Annotated in this window: 17 protein-coding genes; 11 read left to right on the top strand and 6 right to left on the bottom strand. The window is 56.1% G+C overall.

Annotation, left to right across the window (positions count from 1 at the left end; translation table 11 throughout):
* Window positions 1-50: 50 nt before the first annotated feature.
* Window positions 51-434, top strand: coding sequence for a fluoride efflux transporter CrcB (crcB, locus tag CE636_RS22680; RefSeq protein WP_002894459.1), 384 nt, complete (start codon window positions 51-53; stop codon window positions 432-434).
* A 67-nt stretch (window positions 435-501) separates the two neighbouring features.
* Here crcB and cspE read toward each other — a convergent pair whose 3' ends face one another.
* Window positions 502-711 carry a transcription antiterminator/RNA stability regulator CspE gene (gene cspE, locus CE636_RS22675; RefSeq protein WP_002439184.1) on the bottom strand — a complete coding sequence of 70 codons (210 nt, stop codon included), beginning with the start codon at window positions 709-711 and terminating at the stop codon, window positions 502-504.
* A gap of 194 nt (window positions 712-905) precedes the next feature.
* Window positions 906-1,424, bottom strand: a complete 519-nt coding sequence (pagP, locus tag CE636_RS22670) for a lipid IV(A) palmitoyltransferase PagP (protein WP_004885852.1) — start codon at window positions 1,422-1,424, stop codon at window positions 906-908.
* 337 nt (window positions 1,425-1,761) lie between these two features.
* On the opposite strand from pagP, the gene dcuC reads away from it, so the two are divergent.
* The 4 genes from dcuC (at window position 1,762) to uspG (ending at window position 5,231) form a co-directional block, all read left to right on the top strand.
* Entirely contained in the window at window positions 1,762-3,135 is a 1,374-nt protein-coding gene (gene dcuC, locus CE636_RS22665) for an anaerobic C4-dicarboxylate transporter DcuC (protein ID WP_004885851.1), read from the top strand.
* A gap of 92 nt (window positions 3,136-3,227) precedes the next feature.
* Window positions 3,228-4,025, top strand: coding sequence for a ribonuclease I (rna, locus tag CE636_RS22660; protein WP_004885850.1), 798 nt, complete (start codon window positions 3,228-3,230; stop codon window positions 4,023-4,025).
* Between the two features lie 179 nt (window positions 4,026-4,204).
* The gene (gene rnk, locus CE636_RS22655; RefSeq protein ID WP_004885849.1) at window positions 4,205-4,615 is read left to right on the top strand and encodes a nucleoside diphosphate kinase regulator; all 411 of its coding nucleotides are present in this window, start codon (window positions 4,205-4,207) and stop codon (window positions 4,613-4,615) included.
* A 187-nt stretch (window positions 4,616-4,802) separates the two neighbouring features.
* Window positions 4,803-5,231: a universal stress protein UspG gene (gene uspG, locus CE636_RS22650; RefSeq protein WP_017899085.1), complete on the top strand. Its 429-nt coding sequence runs from the start codon at window positions 4,803-4,805 to the stop codon at window positions 5,229-5,231.
* A gap of 76 nt (window positions 5,232-5,307) precedes the next feature.
* Here uspG and ahpF read toward each other — a convergent pair whose 3' ends face one another.
* A complete protein-coding gene (gene ahpF / locus CE636_RS22645; protein WP_017899084.1) occupies window positions 5,308-6,873 on the bottom strand; it encodes an alkyl hydroperoxide reductase subunit F in 1,566 nt (521 codons plus the stop codon).
* Between the two features lie 242 nt (window positions 6,874-7,115).
* Window positions 7,116-7,679 (bottom strand): alkyl hydroperoxide reductase subunit C, encoded by a 564-nt coding sequence (gene ahpC / locus CE636_RS22640; RefSeq protein WP_002894394.1) that lies wholly within the window; start codon window positions 7,677-7,679, stop codon window positions 7,116-7,118.
* A gap of 410 nt (window positions 7,680-8,089) precedes the next feature.
* Here ahpC and dsbG point away from each other — a divergent pair, with 410 nt between their 5' ends.
* The 4 genes from dsbG (at window position 8,090) to CE636_RS22620 (ending at window position 11,899) form a co-directional block, all read left to right on the top strand.
* On the top strand, window positions 8,090-8,839 hold the full coding sequence (dsbG, locus tag CE636_RS22635; protein ID WP_017899083.1) for a thiol:disulfide interchange protein DsbG: 750 nt from the start codon (window positions 8,090-8,092) through the stop codon (window positions 8,837-8,839).
* Between the two features lie 179 nt (window positions 8,840-9,018).
* Window positions 9,019-9,951: a DNA-binding transcriptional repressor CitR gene (gene citR / locus CE636_RS22630; RefSeq protein WP_004885842.1), complete on the top strand. Its 933-nt coding sequence runs from the start codon at window positions 9,019-9,021 to the stop codon at window positions 9,949-9,951.
* A 113-nt stretch (window positions 9,952-10,064) separates the two neighbouring features.
* Window positions 10,065-11,288 carry a phosphoadenosine phosphosulfate reductase gene (locus CE636_RS22625; RefSeq protein ID WP_017899082.1) on the top strand — a complete coding sequence of 408 codons (1,224 nt, stop codon included), beginning with the start codon at window positions 10,065-10,067 and terminating at the stop codon, window positions 11,286-11,288.
* Entirely contained in the window at window positions 11,273-11,899 is a 627-nt protein-coding gene (locus CE636_RS22620; protein ID WP_004885834.1) for an IbrB-like domain-containing protein, read from the top strand. The genes CE636_RS22625 and CE636_RS22620 overlap by 16 nt, the downstream gene beginning before the upstream one ends.
* On the opposite strand, the gene CE636_RS22615 is transcribed toward CE636_RS22620, so the two are convergent.
* Window positions 11,900-13,045 (bottom strand): pyridoxal phosphate-dependent aminotransferase, encoded by a 1,146-nt coding sequence (locus CE636_RS22615; protein WP_074423778.1) that lies wholly within the window; start codon window positions 13,043-13,045, stop codon window positions 11,900-11,902. It abuts the gene before it with no gap.
* A 141-nt stretch (window positions 13,046-13,186) separates the two neighbouring features.
* Here CE636_RS22615 and mtnC point away from each other — a divergent pair, with 141 nt between their 5' ends.
* Both mtnC and CE636_RS22605 read left to right on the top strand, forming a co-directional pair.
* Entirely contained in the window at window positions 13,187-13,876 is a 690-nt protein-coding gene (mtnC, locus tag CE636_RS22610) for an acireductone synthase (protein ID WP_004885828.1), read from the top strand.
* A complete protein-coding gene (locus tag CE636_RS22605) occupies window positions 13,873-14,415 on the top strand; it encodes a 1,2-dihydroxy-3-keto-5-methylthiopentene dioxygenase (RefSeq protein ID WP_004885825.1) in 543 nt (180 codons plus the stop codon). The genes mtnC and CE636_RS22605 overlap by 4 nt, the downstream gene beginning before the upstream one ends.
* 126 nt (window positions 14,416-14,541) lie before the next feature.
* Here the strand turns inward: CE636_RS22605 and CE636_RS22600 are convergent, their stop codons facing one another.
* Window positions 14,542-16,851, bottom strand: coding sequence for a molybdopterin-dependent oxidoreductase (locus CE636_RS22600; protein ID WP_017899080.1), 2,310 nt, complete (start codon window positions 16,849-16,851; stop codon window positions 14,542-14,544).
* Window positions 16,852-17,134: the final 283 nt, after the last annotated feature.

Below are 17,134 nucleotides of genomic sequence, written 5' to 3'. Positions count from 1 at the left end.
GTTGCGCGCTACACTTGACACTCTCTTACATCAAATAGCAGGAAACGACCGTGTTTCAACTTCTTTGCGCCGTTTTTATTGGCGGCGGCACCGGCAGCGTTTTGCGCTGGTGGCTCGGCATGAAGCTCAATCCTGTGCACCATGCTATCCCGATTGGGACGCTGACTGCCAACCTGTTAGGCGCCTTTGTGATCGGCGCCGGGCTGGCGTGGTTTAATAGACTGACCGGCATTGACCCGATGTGGAAACTGCTGATCACCACGGGTTTCTGCGGCGGGTTGACCACCTTCTCCACCTTCTCTGCGGAAGTGGTGTTTCTTCTGCAGCAGGGGCGAGTGAGCTGGGCGCTCCTCAACGTCGCGGTGAACTTGCTGGGCTCGTTTGCCATGACGGCTGTCGCCTTCTGGCTCTTCTCGCAGGCCGCCAGCCGCTAAAGGCGTAATCAACAGGCAAAAAAAAACCCGCTGTTTAGCGGGTTTTTATATTCTACTGACGCGTTGCTTACAGAGCGATTACGTTTGCAGCAGAAGGGCCTTTGGCACCGTTAGTGATTTCGAACTCTACGCGCTGACCTTCAGCCAGAGTTTTGAAACCGTTGGACTGGATTGCAGAGAAGTGTACGAATACATCTTTGCTGCCATCTTCCGGAGTAATGAAACCGAATCCTTTGGACTCATTAAACCACTTAACGTTACCTTTAATCTTAGACATCAAAATTACCTTTATATGAAAAATCGACACTAATGCTGTGTCGGGTATCAGTACACCAATTGTGGTACCTTTTGTCCAGTGCAACTTTGCTAAAAAGTGATAAAAGTCGCTATCTTTTTTAGTGGGTAACGCTTTAGTCCTTGTTTTTCCACAAGACGCGTCACTTATCTCATTTATTGCTAAGACTTAGCGAATTAAAACTGTATGCGAGCCCAGGCGAAGTAAACGTTACCGTTATTGTAGGTGCCGGGAATGTAGGTCATCTGGAACGTTGCCGGACCGTAACCTATTGAAGCTAATGGCAAGATCACCGGAATCGGAATGTAGTTCCAGTTATCGCGCGCCGTCACCCCAAGGGTATAGCCGAGACCGAGGCGGAAGTTCTGATCCGTCAGCGGGCGCCAGGTTTTCTCCCAGCCGTAGCCGCCAATGGGCTCCCACTTATTGAAAGAGTCTTTAAACGCCATCAGGTACAGGCCGTGCCAGTTCCCTTTCTCATCCCAGCGGGAGACGCCGAAACCGGCCCCCCACGGACGTTCGTTATACTTATCCGTCTTTTCCTTATCGTAGGCAAAGCGCGCGTGCCAGGTGATGGCTGGAACGTACAGATCATAGTGCTCTGGCTCGTTCCAGGTCTGCGCAACGTTATTACTTAAGGTATGGTAACCTTCGCTAAGGGTCGATGAAAACGACGCGCTGGCGTTTCCGGACACCAATAACCATCCTAAAAAACCAAGAGAAAACAATGAAAAACGACGTAACATCAACACTTTTCTATTACCACTTTCATTTAAAAGCCACCTAAAATAGCAAAGATAGTCTCAATACAGGTTGAACGAAATAAGGCAAACTCCTGATTTTCTCCCGCTGACCATCAGAACCACTTAACTATCCATCTGGTGATTATATCCAGGCGTAACGGGGACGCGTAGTTCTTGTCGCTTTATTGATTTGCATCAGCGAGTTTCGTCCGTTTTTTCGGCACATTCGCACATTAAAATTTGGTGTGACGCTTTTTCACTACATATTCTTTGGGCTTAGGGGTAATAAATGCTGACGTTTATTGAGATCCTGATCGGGATCGTGGTCATTGTGGGCGTCGCCCGCTATATCATCAAAGGCTACTCAGCCACCGGGGTGCTGTTCGTCGGGGGCTTAATCTTATTGATCGTCAGCGCCCTGCTGGGACATAAAGTCTTACCAGGCAATACCGCGGGCACCGGTTACTCCGCCACTGACATTATTGAATACATTAAGATTCTCCTCATGAGCCGTGGCGGCGATCTGGGTATGATGATCATGATGCTGTGCGGCTTCGCCACCTATATGACTCATATTGGCGCCAATGATATGGTGGTGAAATTAGCCTCAAAGCCATTGCGCTATATCAATTCGCCCTATCTGCTGATGATTGCCGCCTACTTTGTCGCCTGCCTGATGTCACTGGCCGTCTCCTCCGCGACCGGCCTCGGCGTGCTGCTGATGGCGACCCTGTTCCCGGTGATGGTAAACGTCGGTATCAGCCGCGGGGCGGCGGCGGCCATCTGCGCCTCGCCGGCGGCGATTATCCTTTCGCCCACCTCGGGCGACGTCGTGCTGGCGGCCAAAGCGGCCGAAATGCCGCTGATCGACTTTGCCTTTAAGACCACGCTGCCGATCTCCATCGCCGCTATCATCTGCATGGCGATCGCCCACTTCTTCTGGCAGCGCTACCTGGATAAAAAAGAGAACATTTCCCACGAAATGCTCGACGTCAACGAGATCACCACCAACGCTCCGGCGCTGTACGCCATCCTGCCGTTTACGCCGATTATTGGCGTGCTGATCTTCGATGGCAAATGGGGACCGGAACTGCACATTATTACCATCCTCGTCGGCTGCATGCTGCTGGCGGCGATCCTCGAATTCCTGCGCGGGTTCAACACCAAAAACGTCTTCAGCGGACTGGAAGTCGCCTACCGCGGGATGGCTGACGCCTTCGCCGGCGTGGTGATGCTGCTGGTCGCCGCCGGCGTTTTTGCTCAGGGATTAAGCACCATCGGCTTCATCAATGGTCTGATCTCCATCGCCACCTCCTTCGGCTCGGCCAGTATTATTCTGATGCTGGTGCTGGTGATCCTGACCATGCTGGCGGCGATGACCACCGGCTCCGGCAATGCCCCGTTCTACGCCTTTGTCGAGATGATCCCCAAGCTGGCGCACTCCTCCGGTATCAATCCGGCCTATCTGTCGATCCCGATGCTGCAGGCTTCAAACCTTGGCCGCACAATATCGCCAGTCTCTGGCGTGGTGGTGGCCGTCGCCGGGATGGCGAAGATTTCCCCGTTCGAAGTGGTCAAACGCACCTCGGTGCCGGTGATGGTTGGCCTGCTGGTGGTGATCGTCGCGACCGAGCTCCTCGTCCCCGGCAGCGCGGTCCACTAATGGTCTAACCACGTGAAAAGGCGCCAGCAGGCGCCTTTTTTATGCTTTAATAACTCCCCGTTATCTTTTGCCATCCACAATCAGGAATAAACATGTTCAGGAAGGAATTCGCCGCGCTTGCCCTTGTGCTTACCGCCACTCAGGCCGGCGCTGAACCGCTCACCGCGACGCGATACGCTGATTTTGACCGCTATGTCCTGGCCCTCTCCTGGCAAACCGGATTCTGTCAGAGCATGTATGACCGTAACCGCAACGAACCGGAAGAGTGTCGCCTGCAGCAGGAAACCGCGAATAAAGCCGATTTTCTGACCGTGCATGGCCTGTGGCCCGGGCTGCCAAAGTCCATTGCCGCGCGCGGAGTGGATGAACGACGCTGGATGCGCTACGGCTGCGCCACGCGCCCGGTGCCCGACATGCCGGAGGTGAAAGCGAACCGCAAATGTCAGGCGGCGGAGACCGGGTTGTCGCTGGAGATGGCCAACAAACTGAATAGCGTGATGCCGGGCGCGGGCGGCACCTCCTGCCTCGAACGTTACGAATACGCCAAACATGGCGTCTGCTTCGGCTTCGATCCCGACAGCTATTTTGGCACCATGGTGCGCCTGAATGGAGAGATTAAGCGCAGCCCGGTGGGCGATTTCCTTGCCAAACACTATGGCCAAACCGTTAGCCGCGCCGACTTCGACGCCGCTGTGGCCCGCGCCTGGGGTCCGCAGAGCGTGAAGGCGTTTAAATTAACCTGTAACGGTAATCCGGCCTATTTGACCGAGATGCAAATCTCGCTCAACGCCGCGACCATCAATGCCCCGCTGGCCACCTCCGCCTTTCTGCCTCAGCCTCACCCAGGTAACTGCGGCGCGCAGTTTATCCTCGATAAGGTTGGCCACTAGCGCGACGCCGCGTGCTGACCAGAAAACGTCGTTCGCCGGGGGGGCGTTGCGCGCTGATTGTGCGTTTCATCACTTCAAACTGCCGGCAACTCTCAGTATGATGGGAGAACCTTAACCCTTGCCTTTTTCGGCGAGGGTTTTCTTTTACGGACAGGTTCCTGGATAACATGGAGTATGCAATGACCAGACCCGCAATCATCATTAACGAACTGGATGCCGAACGTATCGACAGGCTGCTGGAGCAGCCAGCTTTCGCCAGCTCGCCGGTTGCCGATGCCCTGAACGACGAGCTCGACCGCGCGCAAATGCTGGCGCCGGAAGCGATGCCGCACGATGTCGTCACCATGAACAGTACGGTTAAATTCCGCGATTTAACCAGCGGCGAAGAGCGCGTGCGGACGCTGGTGTTTCCGTCGCAGGTGACCGACAGCGCCAGCCAGCTCTCGGTCCTCGCGCCGGTGGGCGCCGCTCTGCTCGGCCTTAAGGTCGGCAGCACCATTCACTGGGAGCTGCCGGGCGGGGCGTCAACGCACCTGGAAGTGCTGGCGCTGCTGTACCAGCCGGAAGCCGCTGGCGAATTCCACCGCTAATCTCCGCTGCCTGAGGCGTATCGCGCTTTATTCAGAGGATGTCCACACATCCTCTTTCTGCTGTCTTCCCCCCGCTAACCTTTTTTTACGCTTTGCGCCTGCCTGACTGACAGTTTTGCGACCTGAATGACACAATATCCGCATATAATATGTTGATATAGACGCAAACGAACAAGGAGGATTGCATATGTATAAGACTATCATTATGCCGGTTGATGTCTTTGAGATGGCGCTGAGCGATAAAGCCGTCCGGCACGCGGAGTTTCTGGCCCAGCAGGACGGGGTGATCCATCTGCTCCACGTATTACCCGGTTCAGCGAGCTTCACCATGAGCCGGTTTACCGCCGACCTGCGGCGTTTTGAGGAGCATCTGCAGCATGAGGCGGAAACCCGCCTGCAGACCATGGTCAGCCATTTCAGCATTGCCCCCTCACGTATCAAGCTGCATGTGCGTTTCGGCAGCGTGCGCGACATGGTCAACGAACTGGCCAGTGAAATAAACGCCGACGTGGTGGTGATTGGCTCACGCAATCCCTCCATCAGTACCCACTTGCTGGGATCCAACGCCTCGAGCGTCATCCGTCATGCCCATATCCCGGTGATGGTCGTCAGGTAAGGGTGAGGAAAAAGAGCATAAAAAAGAGGCTACCCCAGGGTAGCCTCTTGGTTATGCAGGTCTATTGTCTGACTTGTTATGCGGTTTTCGTGCGGATCAGGTAGTCAAAGGCGCTCAGCGACGCTTTCGCCCCCTCCCCTGCCGCGATAATAATCTGCTTGTACGGCACAGTGGTGCAGTCACCGGCGGCGAATACGCCTTTGACGTTGGTTTCGCACTTCGCATCGATGATGATCTCACCCATACGGTTACGCTCAACCGCGCCTTCCAGCCAGGTGGTGTTAGGCAGCAGGCCGATCTGCACGAAAATCCCCGCCAGCGCGACATGATGCTCATCGCCGCTCACCCGGTCACGGTACTGCAGACCGGTGACCTTACTGCCGTCGCCTTTCACTTCCGTAGTCTGCGCATTGAGAATGATATCGACATTCTTCAGACTGCGGACTTTATCCTGCAGCACCTGGTCGGCCTTCATCTCCGGTGCGAATTCCAGCAGGGTCACGTGCTCCACGACGCCCGCCAGGTCGATAGCCGCTTCCACGCCGGAGTTACCGCCGCCAATTACCGCCACGCGTTTGCCCTTAAACAGCGGACCGTCGCAGTGTGGGCAGTAGGTTACGCCCTTGGTGCGATACTGATCTTCGCCTGGCACGTTCATATTGCGCCATTTCGCCCCGGTGGCAATGATGACGCTGCGCGCCTTCAGCACCGCGCCGGAGGCGGTTTCGATCTGGTGCAGGCCGCCCTCTGTCGCCGCCGGCGTCAGTTTGGTCGCGCTCTGGGAGTCGATCACATCGACGTTATAGTCGCTAACGTGCGCTTTCAGGGCCCCGGCCAGCTTCTGGCCTTCGGTTTTCGGCACCGAAATGTAGTTTTCGATATCCACGGTATCCAGCACCTGGCCGCCGAAGCGTTCGCCCATCAGGCCGGTACGAATCCCTTTACGCGCAGAGTAAACCGCGGCCGCCGCGCCGGACGGGCCGGAACCGACGATCAGCACATCGTAAGCGTCACGCTGATTCAGCTCTTCCGCTGCGCGTTTTTCCGCACCGGTATCCACTTTGGCGACGATTTCCGTCAGCGTCATCCGTCCCTGACCAAACTCCTGGCCGTTCATGAACACCGCCGGCACGCCCATCACGTTGCGCTCGGTGATCTCATTCTGGAACGTCCCGCCGTCAATCGCCGTATGTTTGATACGCGGGTTGAGCACCGCCATCAGGTTCAGCGCCTGGACCACGTCCGGGCAGTTATGGCAGGAGAGCGAGTAGTAGGTTTCAAACTCAAAGTCGCCATCGATATCGCGGATCTGCTCCAGCAGAGACTGGGCCTCTTTCGACGGATGACCGCCGGTCCACAGCAGCGCCAGCACCAGCGAGGTAAACTCGTGGCCCAGCGGGGAGCCCGCAAAGCGTGGGCCCTGGTCGGAACCTGGGTTAGTAATCAGGAACGATGGCTTGCGTACCGCCAGCGTGTTGTCTTCTTTAAAGGTGACTTTGTCTGACAGTTCAGCAATTTCAGCCAGCAGTTCCCTGATTTCTGCCGATTTAGCGCTGTCATCCAGCGTGGCAATCAGCTCAACAGGCTTAGTCAGCTTCTCAAGATAGGCCTTGAGCTGGGTTTTCATGTTGGTGTCGAGCATTGTTATCTCCTGGGCTTAAAACATCATCATGCAAGCGGCCTTGTCAGGCTGCCTGAATGCGCTTGCATCATGGTGTTGGAATAAAATGGGCGCCAAAGCGCCCTGATAATCTACGCAATTTCCTAAGCATTTCGCGCCAGAGCAAGGCGGCTAGCCTGAGAATCCCCGGGAGCTTACACCTGTAAGTGACCGGGGTGAGCAGGCAACGCCAACGCCGCTATAGCGTGAAAGGCGACGGAAATTTAGATTTTACCGACCAGGTCCAGAGATGGAGCCAGCGTCGCTTCGCCTTCTTTCCATTTCGCCGGGCACACTTCGCCTGGGTGGGAAGCAACATACTGCGCCGCTTTGATTTTACGCAGCAGGTCAGACGCATCACGGCCGATACCTTCAGCGGTAACTTCGATTGCCTGGATGATACCCTGCGGGTCAACCACGAAGGTGGCGCGGTCAGCCAGACCTTCATCTTCACGCATGTTGTCGAAGTTACGGGTCAGGGCGCCAGTCGGGTCGCCAATCATCGCGTATTTGATTTTCGCGATGGTTTCAGAGCTGCTGTGCCACGCTTTGTGGGTGAAGTGGGTATCGGTAGAAACAGAGTAAACGTCTACGCCCAGCTTCTGCAGTTCTTCGTAATGGTCAGCCACGTCGCCCAGTTCGGTCGGGCAGACGAAGGTGAAGTCAGCCGGATAGAAGAAGAAGACGCTCCAGCGGCCTTCGGTGTCTTTCTCGGTGACTTCGATGAATTCACCATTTTTGAATGCCTGGTTTTTGAACGGTTTGATTTTGGTGTTAATTAAGGACATCTATACTTCCTCCGTGTTTTCGTTGAGGTCTAAGTTAACGAATTTTTCCTGACCCGACCAATGCGTTTACATTATCGAATCAATAAGCGTTATCTAACAACCGGAACAAGACAACTTTGTGAACCTGGCGACGCGTTCAGCGCTGTTCGCTGTTTTTCGCATCATTTGCCGCGACAAAAGTAAAAAGGCCACCTTTTCAGGCGGCCCCGTTACCTGAAATACCCGAAGGTAGGTTCAGCGCCAGTCAGACTGGCTATGTGTTGCGCTCTACATTACCTTAATGTAACAGCATCCAGGATTACATCACCCACGCCAGGAAAGGGCAATCCGTCGTTCTGCTGATCCTGCCTATAACTGTAATAGGTTTGGCAATCTTTCTTCCTTTCCTGCTGATTTTACAAGGAATACTCATGTTAAAACGTCTGCTGTTGCTCAGCCTTTTGCCTTTTTGCAGCTATGCGGAAGAACTACCCGCCCCGATAAAAGCTATTGAAAAACAAGGCATTACTATCATCAAACCCTTTGACGCGCCGGGGGGAATGAAAGGCTGGCTGGGTAAATACCAGGATATGGGCGTCGCCATCTACCTCACGCCAGACGGCAAACATGCCATTTCCGGCTATATGTATGACGAGAACGGCAACAACCTCAGCGAGCAGTTGTTTCAAAAAGAACTCTACACGCCGGCGGGACAAGAGATGTGGAAGAAGATGGCCAGCGCCCACTGGCTGCAGGATGGCAACAAAGACGCCCCCATCGTGCTGTATGTCTTTGCCGATCCCTTCTGCCCTTACTGCAAACAGTTCTGGCAGCAGTCCCGTCCCTGGGTGGACGCCGGTAAAGTGCAGATCCGCACCCTGCTGGTGGGCGTGATCAAGCCGGAGAGCCCGGTCACTGCCGCAGCGATTCTCGCCAGTAAAGATCCGGCGAAAACCTGGCATGATTACGAGCAATCGAACGGCAAAATGGCCCTGACGATCCCAAAGGCTATCCCGCCCGAGAAAATGAAAATGCTCAACGTCAATCAGCAGCTGATGGACGATCTGGGGGCCAACGTCACGCCAGCCATTTATTATATGAATAAGGACAATATGCTGCAGCAGGTGGTCGGCCTGCCGGATAAAGAGAAGCTACAAATTATGATGGGTGAAAAGAAATAATCTTATTGTGGAGTGGCGCCAGACAACAACCACCGCTGGCGCCGCTATCGACAATAAGATATATTAAGCAAAGCTTAATATTACTGGCCAAAAATAAATTCACACCACGCATATTAAGCCATTCAACATTCTTATTATGAATATTTCAATTCGCACTGATAATACACAGGGCTGCATTAATGGCAAATCTTTACGACCTGAAAAAGTTCGATTTAAACCTATTGGTTATTTTTGAGTGTATATATCAACATTTAAGCATCAGCAAAGCGGCGGCGACGTTATTTATCACCCCGTCGGCGGTGAGTCAGTCATTGCAGCGTCTGCGCCAACAATTAAATGATCCGCTATTTGTTCGGGTCGGGAAAGGCATGACGCCCACCACCGCCTCCGTCAATCTTCATTATCATCTGCAACAAAACCTTGAACAACTGGAAAAAACAATCAATCTCAATAAACGCACCGAACTGCGAAAGCGTATTGTGATATATGGCCCGCCGCTGTTCTGTTCAGTAAACAGCCATTTTATGATTAACCAGCTCTGTCATCAGGCTAATTTACAGATTGAGCACCATAACCTGACCACCACGGAATCGGCGGAGGAGTTGCTGGCGTATCGCCAGGCGGATCTGGTATTCACCCGAATGCCCATCAACAACCGCGCTACTATTTGTCAGCCCTATAAGACGGTGCAGACGCTGGCGTTGTGCCGGAGGGACCATCCGCGGCGTGAGGAACTCACATCGGTTGAAGCGCTGGCGCAGGAGTTTTTTACCCACTACATCACCAACGATCCCGTGATTCAGCGCGTTCAGCAGAGCAGCATGCCGTGGCTGAACCCGAACAATATCGCCTTTCGCAGTGACTCGTTTATGACCATTCTTAATATGATCAGTAAAACCGACTTAATTGGCTTCGTTCCTTCCTATTTATTTGATTTTATTTCACCCACTATGCAGCTTCACGTCATTAATATAGACAATCTCTTCCCGGATATCACAATATACATTAACCACCATCATTCATCTTCGCAGAATCATTTCTTATCTGAATTAATCAGCATTCTAATGGATGATAGAGTAGCATCACAACCACAAATTAATAACAATGGATAACATATCCACTATTTACCCCACATTGTCCGAATAAAAAAACGACCATTAAACTCCCGGCCCTCATCGTTTATACTGACCAAATGGGAATATCTCGTATTAAAGGATTAATGGTCATGTCGTTTATTAAATATCCCTTACCGGAGTCGGTGCTGCAGGCGACGGAGCAGCGGATCCAATGGGTTCTGGATAATTTTTCACGCGTTTGCGTCTCTTTCTCTGGCGGAAAAGACTCCACCGTTATGCTGCATTTAACCGCGCAGGCAGCTCGGTTACAGGGTAAGAAAATCAGCGTACTGTTTATTGACTGGGAAGCACAGTTCTCTTGCACCATCGCCCACTGTGAAAAACTGCGCGCCCTGTATCAGGATGTCATCGACACCTTTTACTGGGTCGCCCTGCCGCTCACGACCCAAAATGCCCTGACGCAGTATAAGCCGCAATGGCAATGCTGGGAGCCCGGAACCCGCTGGGTCCGCCAGCCGCCGCCAGGGGCGATCGCCCACCCGGATTATTTCCCCTTCTACCAACCCGGAATGAGCTTTGAGGCTTTCGTCAGCCATTTTGCCGAGTGGTTTTCCCAGCGGCGGCCCGCCGCCGTGCTGGTGGGCATTCGGGCTGATGAGTCGCTGAATCGCTTTATGACCATCTCTTCCCAGCGCAAACAACGCTTCGCTGACGATAAACCGTGGACCACCTCGGCGCCGGGGGGACACGCCTGGTACATCTACCCGCTCTATGACTGGAAAACCGCCGATATCTGGACCTGGTTTGCCAGAAGCGGCCAGCCCTATAACCCGCTGTACGATCTGATGTATCAGGCCGGGGTGCCGCTGCGCTACATGCGCATCTGCGAACCCTTCGGTCCGGAGCAGCGCCAGGGGCTGTGGCTGTACCATGTGCTGGAGCCGGAACGCTGGGCCGCGATGTGTCAGCGGGTCAGCGGCGCGCACAGCGGCGGCGTCTATGCCGGGCATGACAATCAGTTCTACGGTCACCGAAAAATCGACAAACCCGACCATTTGACATGGAAAAGCTATGCTCTTTTCCTGCTCGACAGCATGCCGGAAACCACCGCCGAGCACTATCGCAATAAAATCGCCGTCTACCTGCGCTGGTATCAGAAAAAAGGGATGGAAGATATTCCCGACACCCAGCCCGGGGACATTGGCACAAAGGATATCCCCTCCTGGCGACGAGTCTGCAAAGTGCTGCTCAATAACGACTACTGGTGCCGTCAGCTCTCGTTCAGTCCGACCAAAAGCAGTCACTATCAGCGCTACCGAAAACGTATGGAAAAACATCGTCAACAATGGGGGATATTATGCAACAACAACTAACGCAGGCGCTGGACGCTTTCCTGCAAACGCTGGATGATGAAGCGCGCATCGAGGCTATCAACGCGTTTCGCCATGTGCTCCACCAGCGCAGCCCCTTCCGCTCCCAGCCGGTTGACTGCGTGCTGTGGGTCAAACAGGAGCAGGTCGCCCCCAATGACTACAATCCGAACAACGTGGCGCCGCCGGAAAAACGTCTGCTGCAGACCTCGCTGGAAGCCGATGGCTTTACCCAGCCGGTGGTGGTCATCCGCCAGGGTCCGCAGGCGTATACCATTGTCGATGGTTTTCACCGTCATGAACTGGCCTGCAGCAAAGCGTCATTGAAAAATGCCCTGCATGGCTATCTGCCGGTGACCTGTCTGCCGAATGAAACCGCCTCCCGCGATGGGCTGATGGCGGCAACCATACGCCACAACCGGGCGCGGGGACGTCACCAAATCCACGCCATGTCGGAGATTGTGCGCGAGCTGACCCGGCTCGGCTGGACACCGCAAAAGATCGGCAAAGAGTTGGGGATGGATGCCGATGAGGTACTGCGTCTGAAGCAAATCAGCGGCCTGACGGAAATGTTCGCCGGCCGCCAGTTCTCTCAGGCATGGACCATTAAATAACTATAGCTGGCACAAACGCGCCGCCGCGGCCAGCAGGGTCTCCGGTTGTTTAGCGAAGCACAAACGGATCAGCTTGTGCGGGAACGGGTCGGCGCAGAAGACGGAGAGCGGGATCGCCGCCACCCCAACCTCTGTCGTCAGCCAGCGGCAGAAGCTCACGTCGTCAAGATCGGAGAGGGCGCTGTAGTCCGCCAGCAGGAAGTAGGTGCCCTCACATGGCAGGAGTTTCAGCCGGCTGGGGCGCAGCGCCTCAATAAACAGATCGCGGCGTTCACGATAAAACGCCGGCAGCTCGAGATAGTGCTCTGGCGCCTCGCGCAGCATATCGGCGATCGCCAGCTGCGCCGGGGTATTCACCGAGAAGGTCAGATACTGATGAACCTTACGCAACTCCGCGCTGATGGCCGCCGGGGCCACGCAGTAGCCAACCTTCCAGCCGGTCATATGAAAGGTTTTGCCAAACGAAGAGACTGCCACCGCCCGCTCGCGCAGCTGCGGATGCGCCAGCACGCTGGCGTGGCCGTCTTCGGCAAAGTTGATATGCTCATAGACCTCGTCGCTGAGAACATAGATCTCACGTTCGGCTATCGCCTGCCACAGGGCGGCAAAATCCTCGCGTTGCCAGACCGTGGCCGAGGGGTTGTGCGGGGTATTGAGGATCACCAGCCGGGTTTTGTCGCTCAGCGTCGCGGCAAACTGCTGCCAGTCGACGCGAAAATGCGGCGGCTGGAGCGCAATACGGCGTAATTCGCCGCCGGCCAGCGCCACCGCGGGGGCATAGCTGTCGTAGCTGGGATCGAAACAGACCACCTCATCCCCACGGCGCACCAGGGCGGTGATCGCCGCGTACAGGGCCTCCGTCGCCCCGGCGGTGACCGTGATATCGCTGTTGACGTCGGGTCGATATCCATACAGCTCCGCCGTCTTGTCAGCGATCGCCTCGCGCAGCGCCGGCACGCCGGTCATCGGGGCATACTGGTTCGCCCCCTGCGCCACGTGGTACGCCAGACGCTCCTGAAGATAGCGCGGGCCGTCAAAATCGGGAAAGCCCTGAGACAGGTTGATGGCCTGATGCTGCTGGGCCAGGGCGCTCATCTGGGTAAAAATGGTGGTACCGAGCGCCGGGAGTTTACTCTCTGGAATCAACGGGTTATTGCTCATTCTTGTTTTACCGATTGTAATGCTGTTGTTGAAGCCACTATAACACGATGTTAATATTTGGCAATCAAGACGCTTAGACGTCTAAATGCTAATGTTATTCCACGCTACGCCCACTCTGGAGAAACCATGATCCGCGCCATCGTGACCGACATCGAAGGCACTACCAGCGATATCCGCTTCGTGCATAACGTGCTGTTCCCCTACGCCCGCGAACGACTGGCCGGCTTTGTGACCGCTCAACAGCACGCTGAGCCGGTGAGAACGATTCTCGACAACTTGCGCCGAGAGACAGACTCCCCCGCCGCCAGCACCGCCGACCTAATTGCTACCCTCTTCGCCTTTATGGACGAAGACCGTAAATCCACTGCGCTGAAGGCACTCCAGGGGATCATCTGGCGCGATGGCTACCTCAACGGCGACTTTACCGGCCATCTCTACCCGGACGTGCTGCCGGCGCTGGAGAAGTGGAAAGCACAGGGCATTGATTTGTATGTATATTCTTCTGGCTCCGTGGCAGCGCAGAAATTGTTATTTGGCTACAGCGATGAAGGTGATATTACTCATCTGTTTACGGGCTATTTCGATACCCTGGTAGGCGCTAAACGCGAAGCGCAGTCCTACCGCAACATTGCTGAACACCTGGGCCACGCCCCCGGGGCCATCCTGTTCCTGTCGGATATCCATCAGGAACTCGACGCCGCCGAAGCCGCGGGGTTGCGCACTGTCCAGTTGGTACGCGGCGATCGCGACCCGGCAAGCCACCACCCTCAGGTTCAGCGTTTTGACGACATTCATCCGGAGCAGATCCCAGCATGAGCGCATTAACCCTATTTTCTGTGACCGATCCGCAAACGCCGGTCTGGCACAGCACCGACGCCAAAGCGATTCAGGAGCAGCTTAACGCCAAAGGCGTCCGTTTCGAACGCTGGCAGGCCGACCGCGACCTCGGCGCAGACCCCAGCGCAGAAACGGTGATTGCCGCCTATCAGCATGCGATTGACAAACTGGTCGCCGAAAAGGGCTATCAGAGCTGGGACGTCATCAGCCTGCGCGCCGATAACCCGCAGAAAGAGGCGCTGCGGGAAAAATTCCTGAATGAGCACACCCATGGCGAAGACGAGGTCAGGTTTTTTGTCGAGGGCGCCGGTCTGTTCTGCCTGCACATTGGCGACGAGGTGTTCCAGGTGCTGTGCGAAAAGAACGATCTGATTTCGGTTCCTGCCCACACTCCGCACTGGTTTGATATGGGATCAGAACCGAACTTCACCGCCATTCGCATTTTTGATAACCCGGAAGGCTGGATCGCCCAGTTTACCGGCGACGATATCGCCAGCGCCTACCCACGGCTGGCGTAACGTCGTCCTGTCATCCATTACCGCCTGGTCAGGAGCCTTAAACTGCCTGGACCGCGCTTTCCCGGAGGCGGCGCATACTGCGCCTTCTCCGGGCTACCCGCCCCGCCGCCGGCGATCCTCCCACGCTTAAACCGCAATAAACTTCGGCGGGTCAAAGGCGGTGATCGGCGGCAGTTCCTCTCGCCACGGGGCGATTTCCACCCAACAACTCTGGGCGCTACAGCCCTGCCCCAGGCGCGAACTGCCGCGATCCGCGGTTAACACGTTGGGATTACCGTGCTTATCGAGGGTTCCTTTTTCATTCGGATCCAGAGGGTCATACCAGGCGCCGGTGGACATCTGTACCACCCCCGGCAAAATCTGTTCACTCAAATGCACGCCCGCCAGAATCGCCCCGCGGTCGTTATACACCTTCACCACGCTGCCTTCGTGGATGTCTCTTGCCTGCGCGTCCCGCGGATGCATCCACAGCGGCTCGCGTCCCTGAATTTTCGTCGCCCGACTGACGCTGCCGTGATCATACTGGCTGTGCAGGCGGGCGCGTGGCTGACTGGAGAGCAGATGAAGCGGCCAGCGCGCCGCCTCCAGTCGTTGCCGGGCAGCCTCTTCCTCATCCCACCAGGGATGGCCAGGGCATTCGCGATAGCCAAACCCGGCGACGGTAGAGGAAAAGAGTTCAATCTTGCCGGAGGGCGTGGAAAGCGGATAGCGCTGCGGATCGGCGCGAAAATCGGCGAGAAAGACCTGCGGCCGCTCCGGCGCACTGTACTCCAGCACCCCTTGCTGCCAGAAATCCTCGAACGAGGGCAGCGCAATGCCCTCCTCCTGCGCCCGCGGCCTTGACTCCTCATAGAGATGGCGCAGCCACTGCCCGGCGTCCCGCCCCTCGCTGAACAGTTCTCCGAAGCCCAGCCGCCCGGCAAGATCGCGGAAAATAGCGTAATCATCACGCGCCTCGCCCACCGGCGGGATCTGCGCGCTCATGGCAATCATAAATCCGTCATGACCGCCGCTGCCGATATCCTCTCGCTCCAGCGAGGTGGTAGCCGGCAGGACGATGTCAGAGAATTTGGCCTGCGCGGTCCAGTACTGCTCATGCACCACCACCGTCTCCGGACGGCGCCAGGCCTCGCACAGTCGGTTAATATCCTGGTGATGGTGAAACGCATTGCCTCCCGCCCAGTAGACCAGACGGATGTCGGGATAATGCAGCAGCTGACCGTCGAACTCATAGGATTCTCCCGGGTGCAGCATCATATCGGACAGCCGCGCCACCGGGATAACGCTGTCCACCGCATTTTCGCCGGCGGGCAAGCGCGGGCCGGAAAACGCTTTTCGCACCGCCCCCGCCAGGTTGGTACAGGCATAGCCAAACCCGAGGCCGCCGCCCGGCGTGCCGATCTGTCCCAGCAGCGCGGTCAGGGCCACCGTCGCCCAGTAGGCCTGCTCCCCCTGACGGGCGCGCTGGATGGACCAGGAGATATTCACCATCGTCCGGTGGCGGGCCATCTCCCGCGCCAGCTCGGCGATGCGCTGGGCGTCAAGGCCGGTAATTGCCGCCGCCCACGCCGGTGTTTTCGCTATGCCGTCATGCTCGCCCAACAGATACGCGCGGTAAGGGGCAAACCCGACGGTATGGCTGGCGATAAACGCCTGGTCGTAGAGGGACTCAGCGATCAGCACATAGCTCAGCGCCAGCAGCAGTGCGGTATCGGTGCCCGGCCGAATGGCCAGCCACTCGGCGTCGGGCACCGCGCTGAGGTCATTGCGCACCGGACTGATATTAATAAACCGCGTGCCGTTGGCCTGCATCTTATCCAGCCAGTACGGCAACATATGGTCATTGGCGCCGCCGCCGTTGACCTGGGCATTGCGCAGCGGCAGGCCGCCAATCGCGACAAACAGCTGACACTCCCGCGCCAGCTCGGAAAAATGGGTATGCTGACGATGCAGCGGGCTCAGCGGCCCAAGGATATGCGGCAGAATACGCTCGCCCGCGGCGCTGCTATAGGTATTGGTGCTGGCGGTATACCCGCCAAAGCCCTTAAGAAAGCGGTGCAGCTGGCTCTGCGCATGGTGAAAGCGCCCGGCGCTGGCCCAGCCGTAGGAGCCGCCGTAAATCGCCTCATTGCCGCAGCGCGCCTTGACCGAGCGCAGCTCGCGAGCCACCAGGTCCAGGGCCACCTCCCAGCTGACTTCAACAAAGGGCTCCTTGCCTCGCCCTTCTCGTGACGCCGGCCCGTGCTGCAGATAGCCGGCGCGTACCGCCGGGCGACGAATGCGCGTTTGGCTGGTCACCGCGTCGGGGAGCGACTGACCGATGCGTGAAGGGCTTTTATCCCAGGGCACCGGCTTAACCGCCACGATCTCGCCCTCGCGGCTCTCCACCTGCCAGGTTCCCCAGTGCATCACCGTATAATTATGCTGTTTCTTCATAGCGCCCGCGTTCTTCTCAGCCTCAGGTTCGTTAAAATAAAGCGGGGAAATGCGGTAATATTGCTTACCCGGCCAGACATTGCGCTGCTAAAAAAAGCTTTAGCCCGCGCAATCTTCTCTTTTTCTCTGTAGATGCCGTATTTCCCATACACTCATAATAAACAGAAAATTGTCTTTATCTGCTAAATAAACACGGAATAAGCCAAAAATAAAACCACAAAATAAAAAGGCCTATCCGCCATCATGAAATATTTTCAGGTTCTTCATGACAAAATAAACTTTT

The organism is Klebsiella sp. LY, assembly GCF_004010915.1.
Lineage (GTDB): Bacteria > Pseudomonadota > Gammaproteobacteria > Enterobacterales > Enterobacteriaceae > Klebsiella > Klebsiella quasipneumoniae.
The sequence above is the reverse complement of the archived record's forward strand: the minus strand, read 5'-3'. Positions and strand labels throughout refer to the sequence as shown.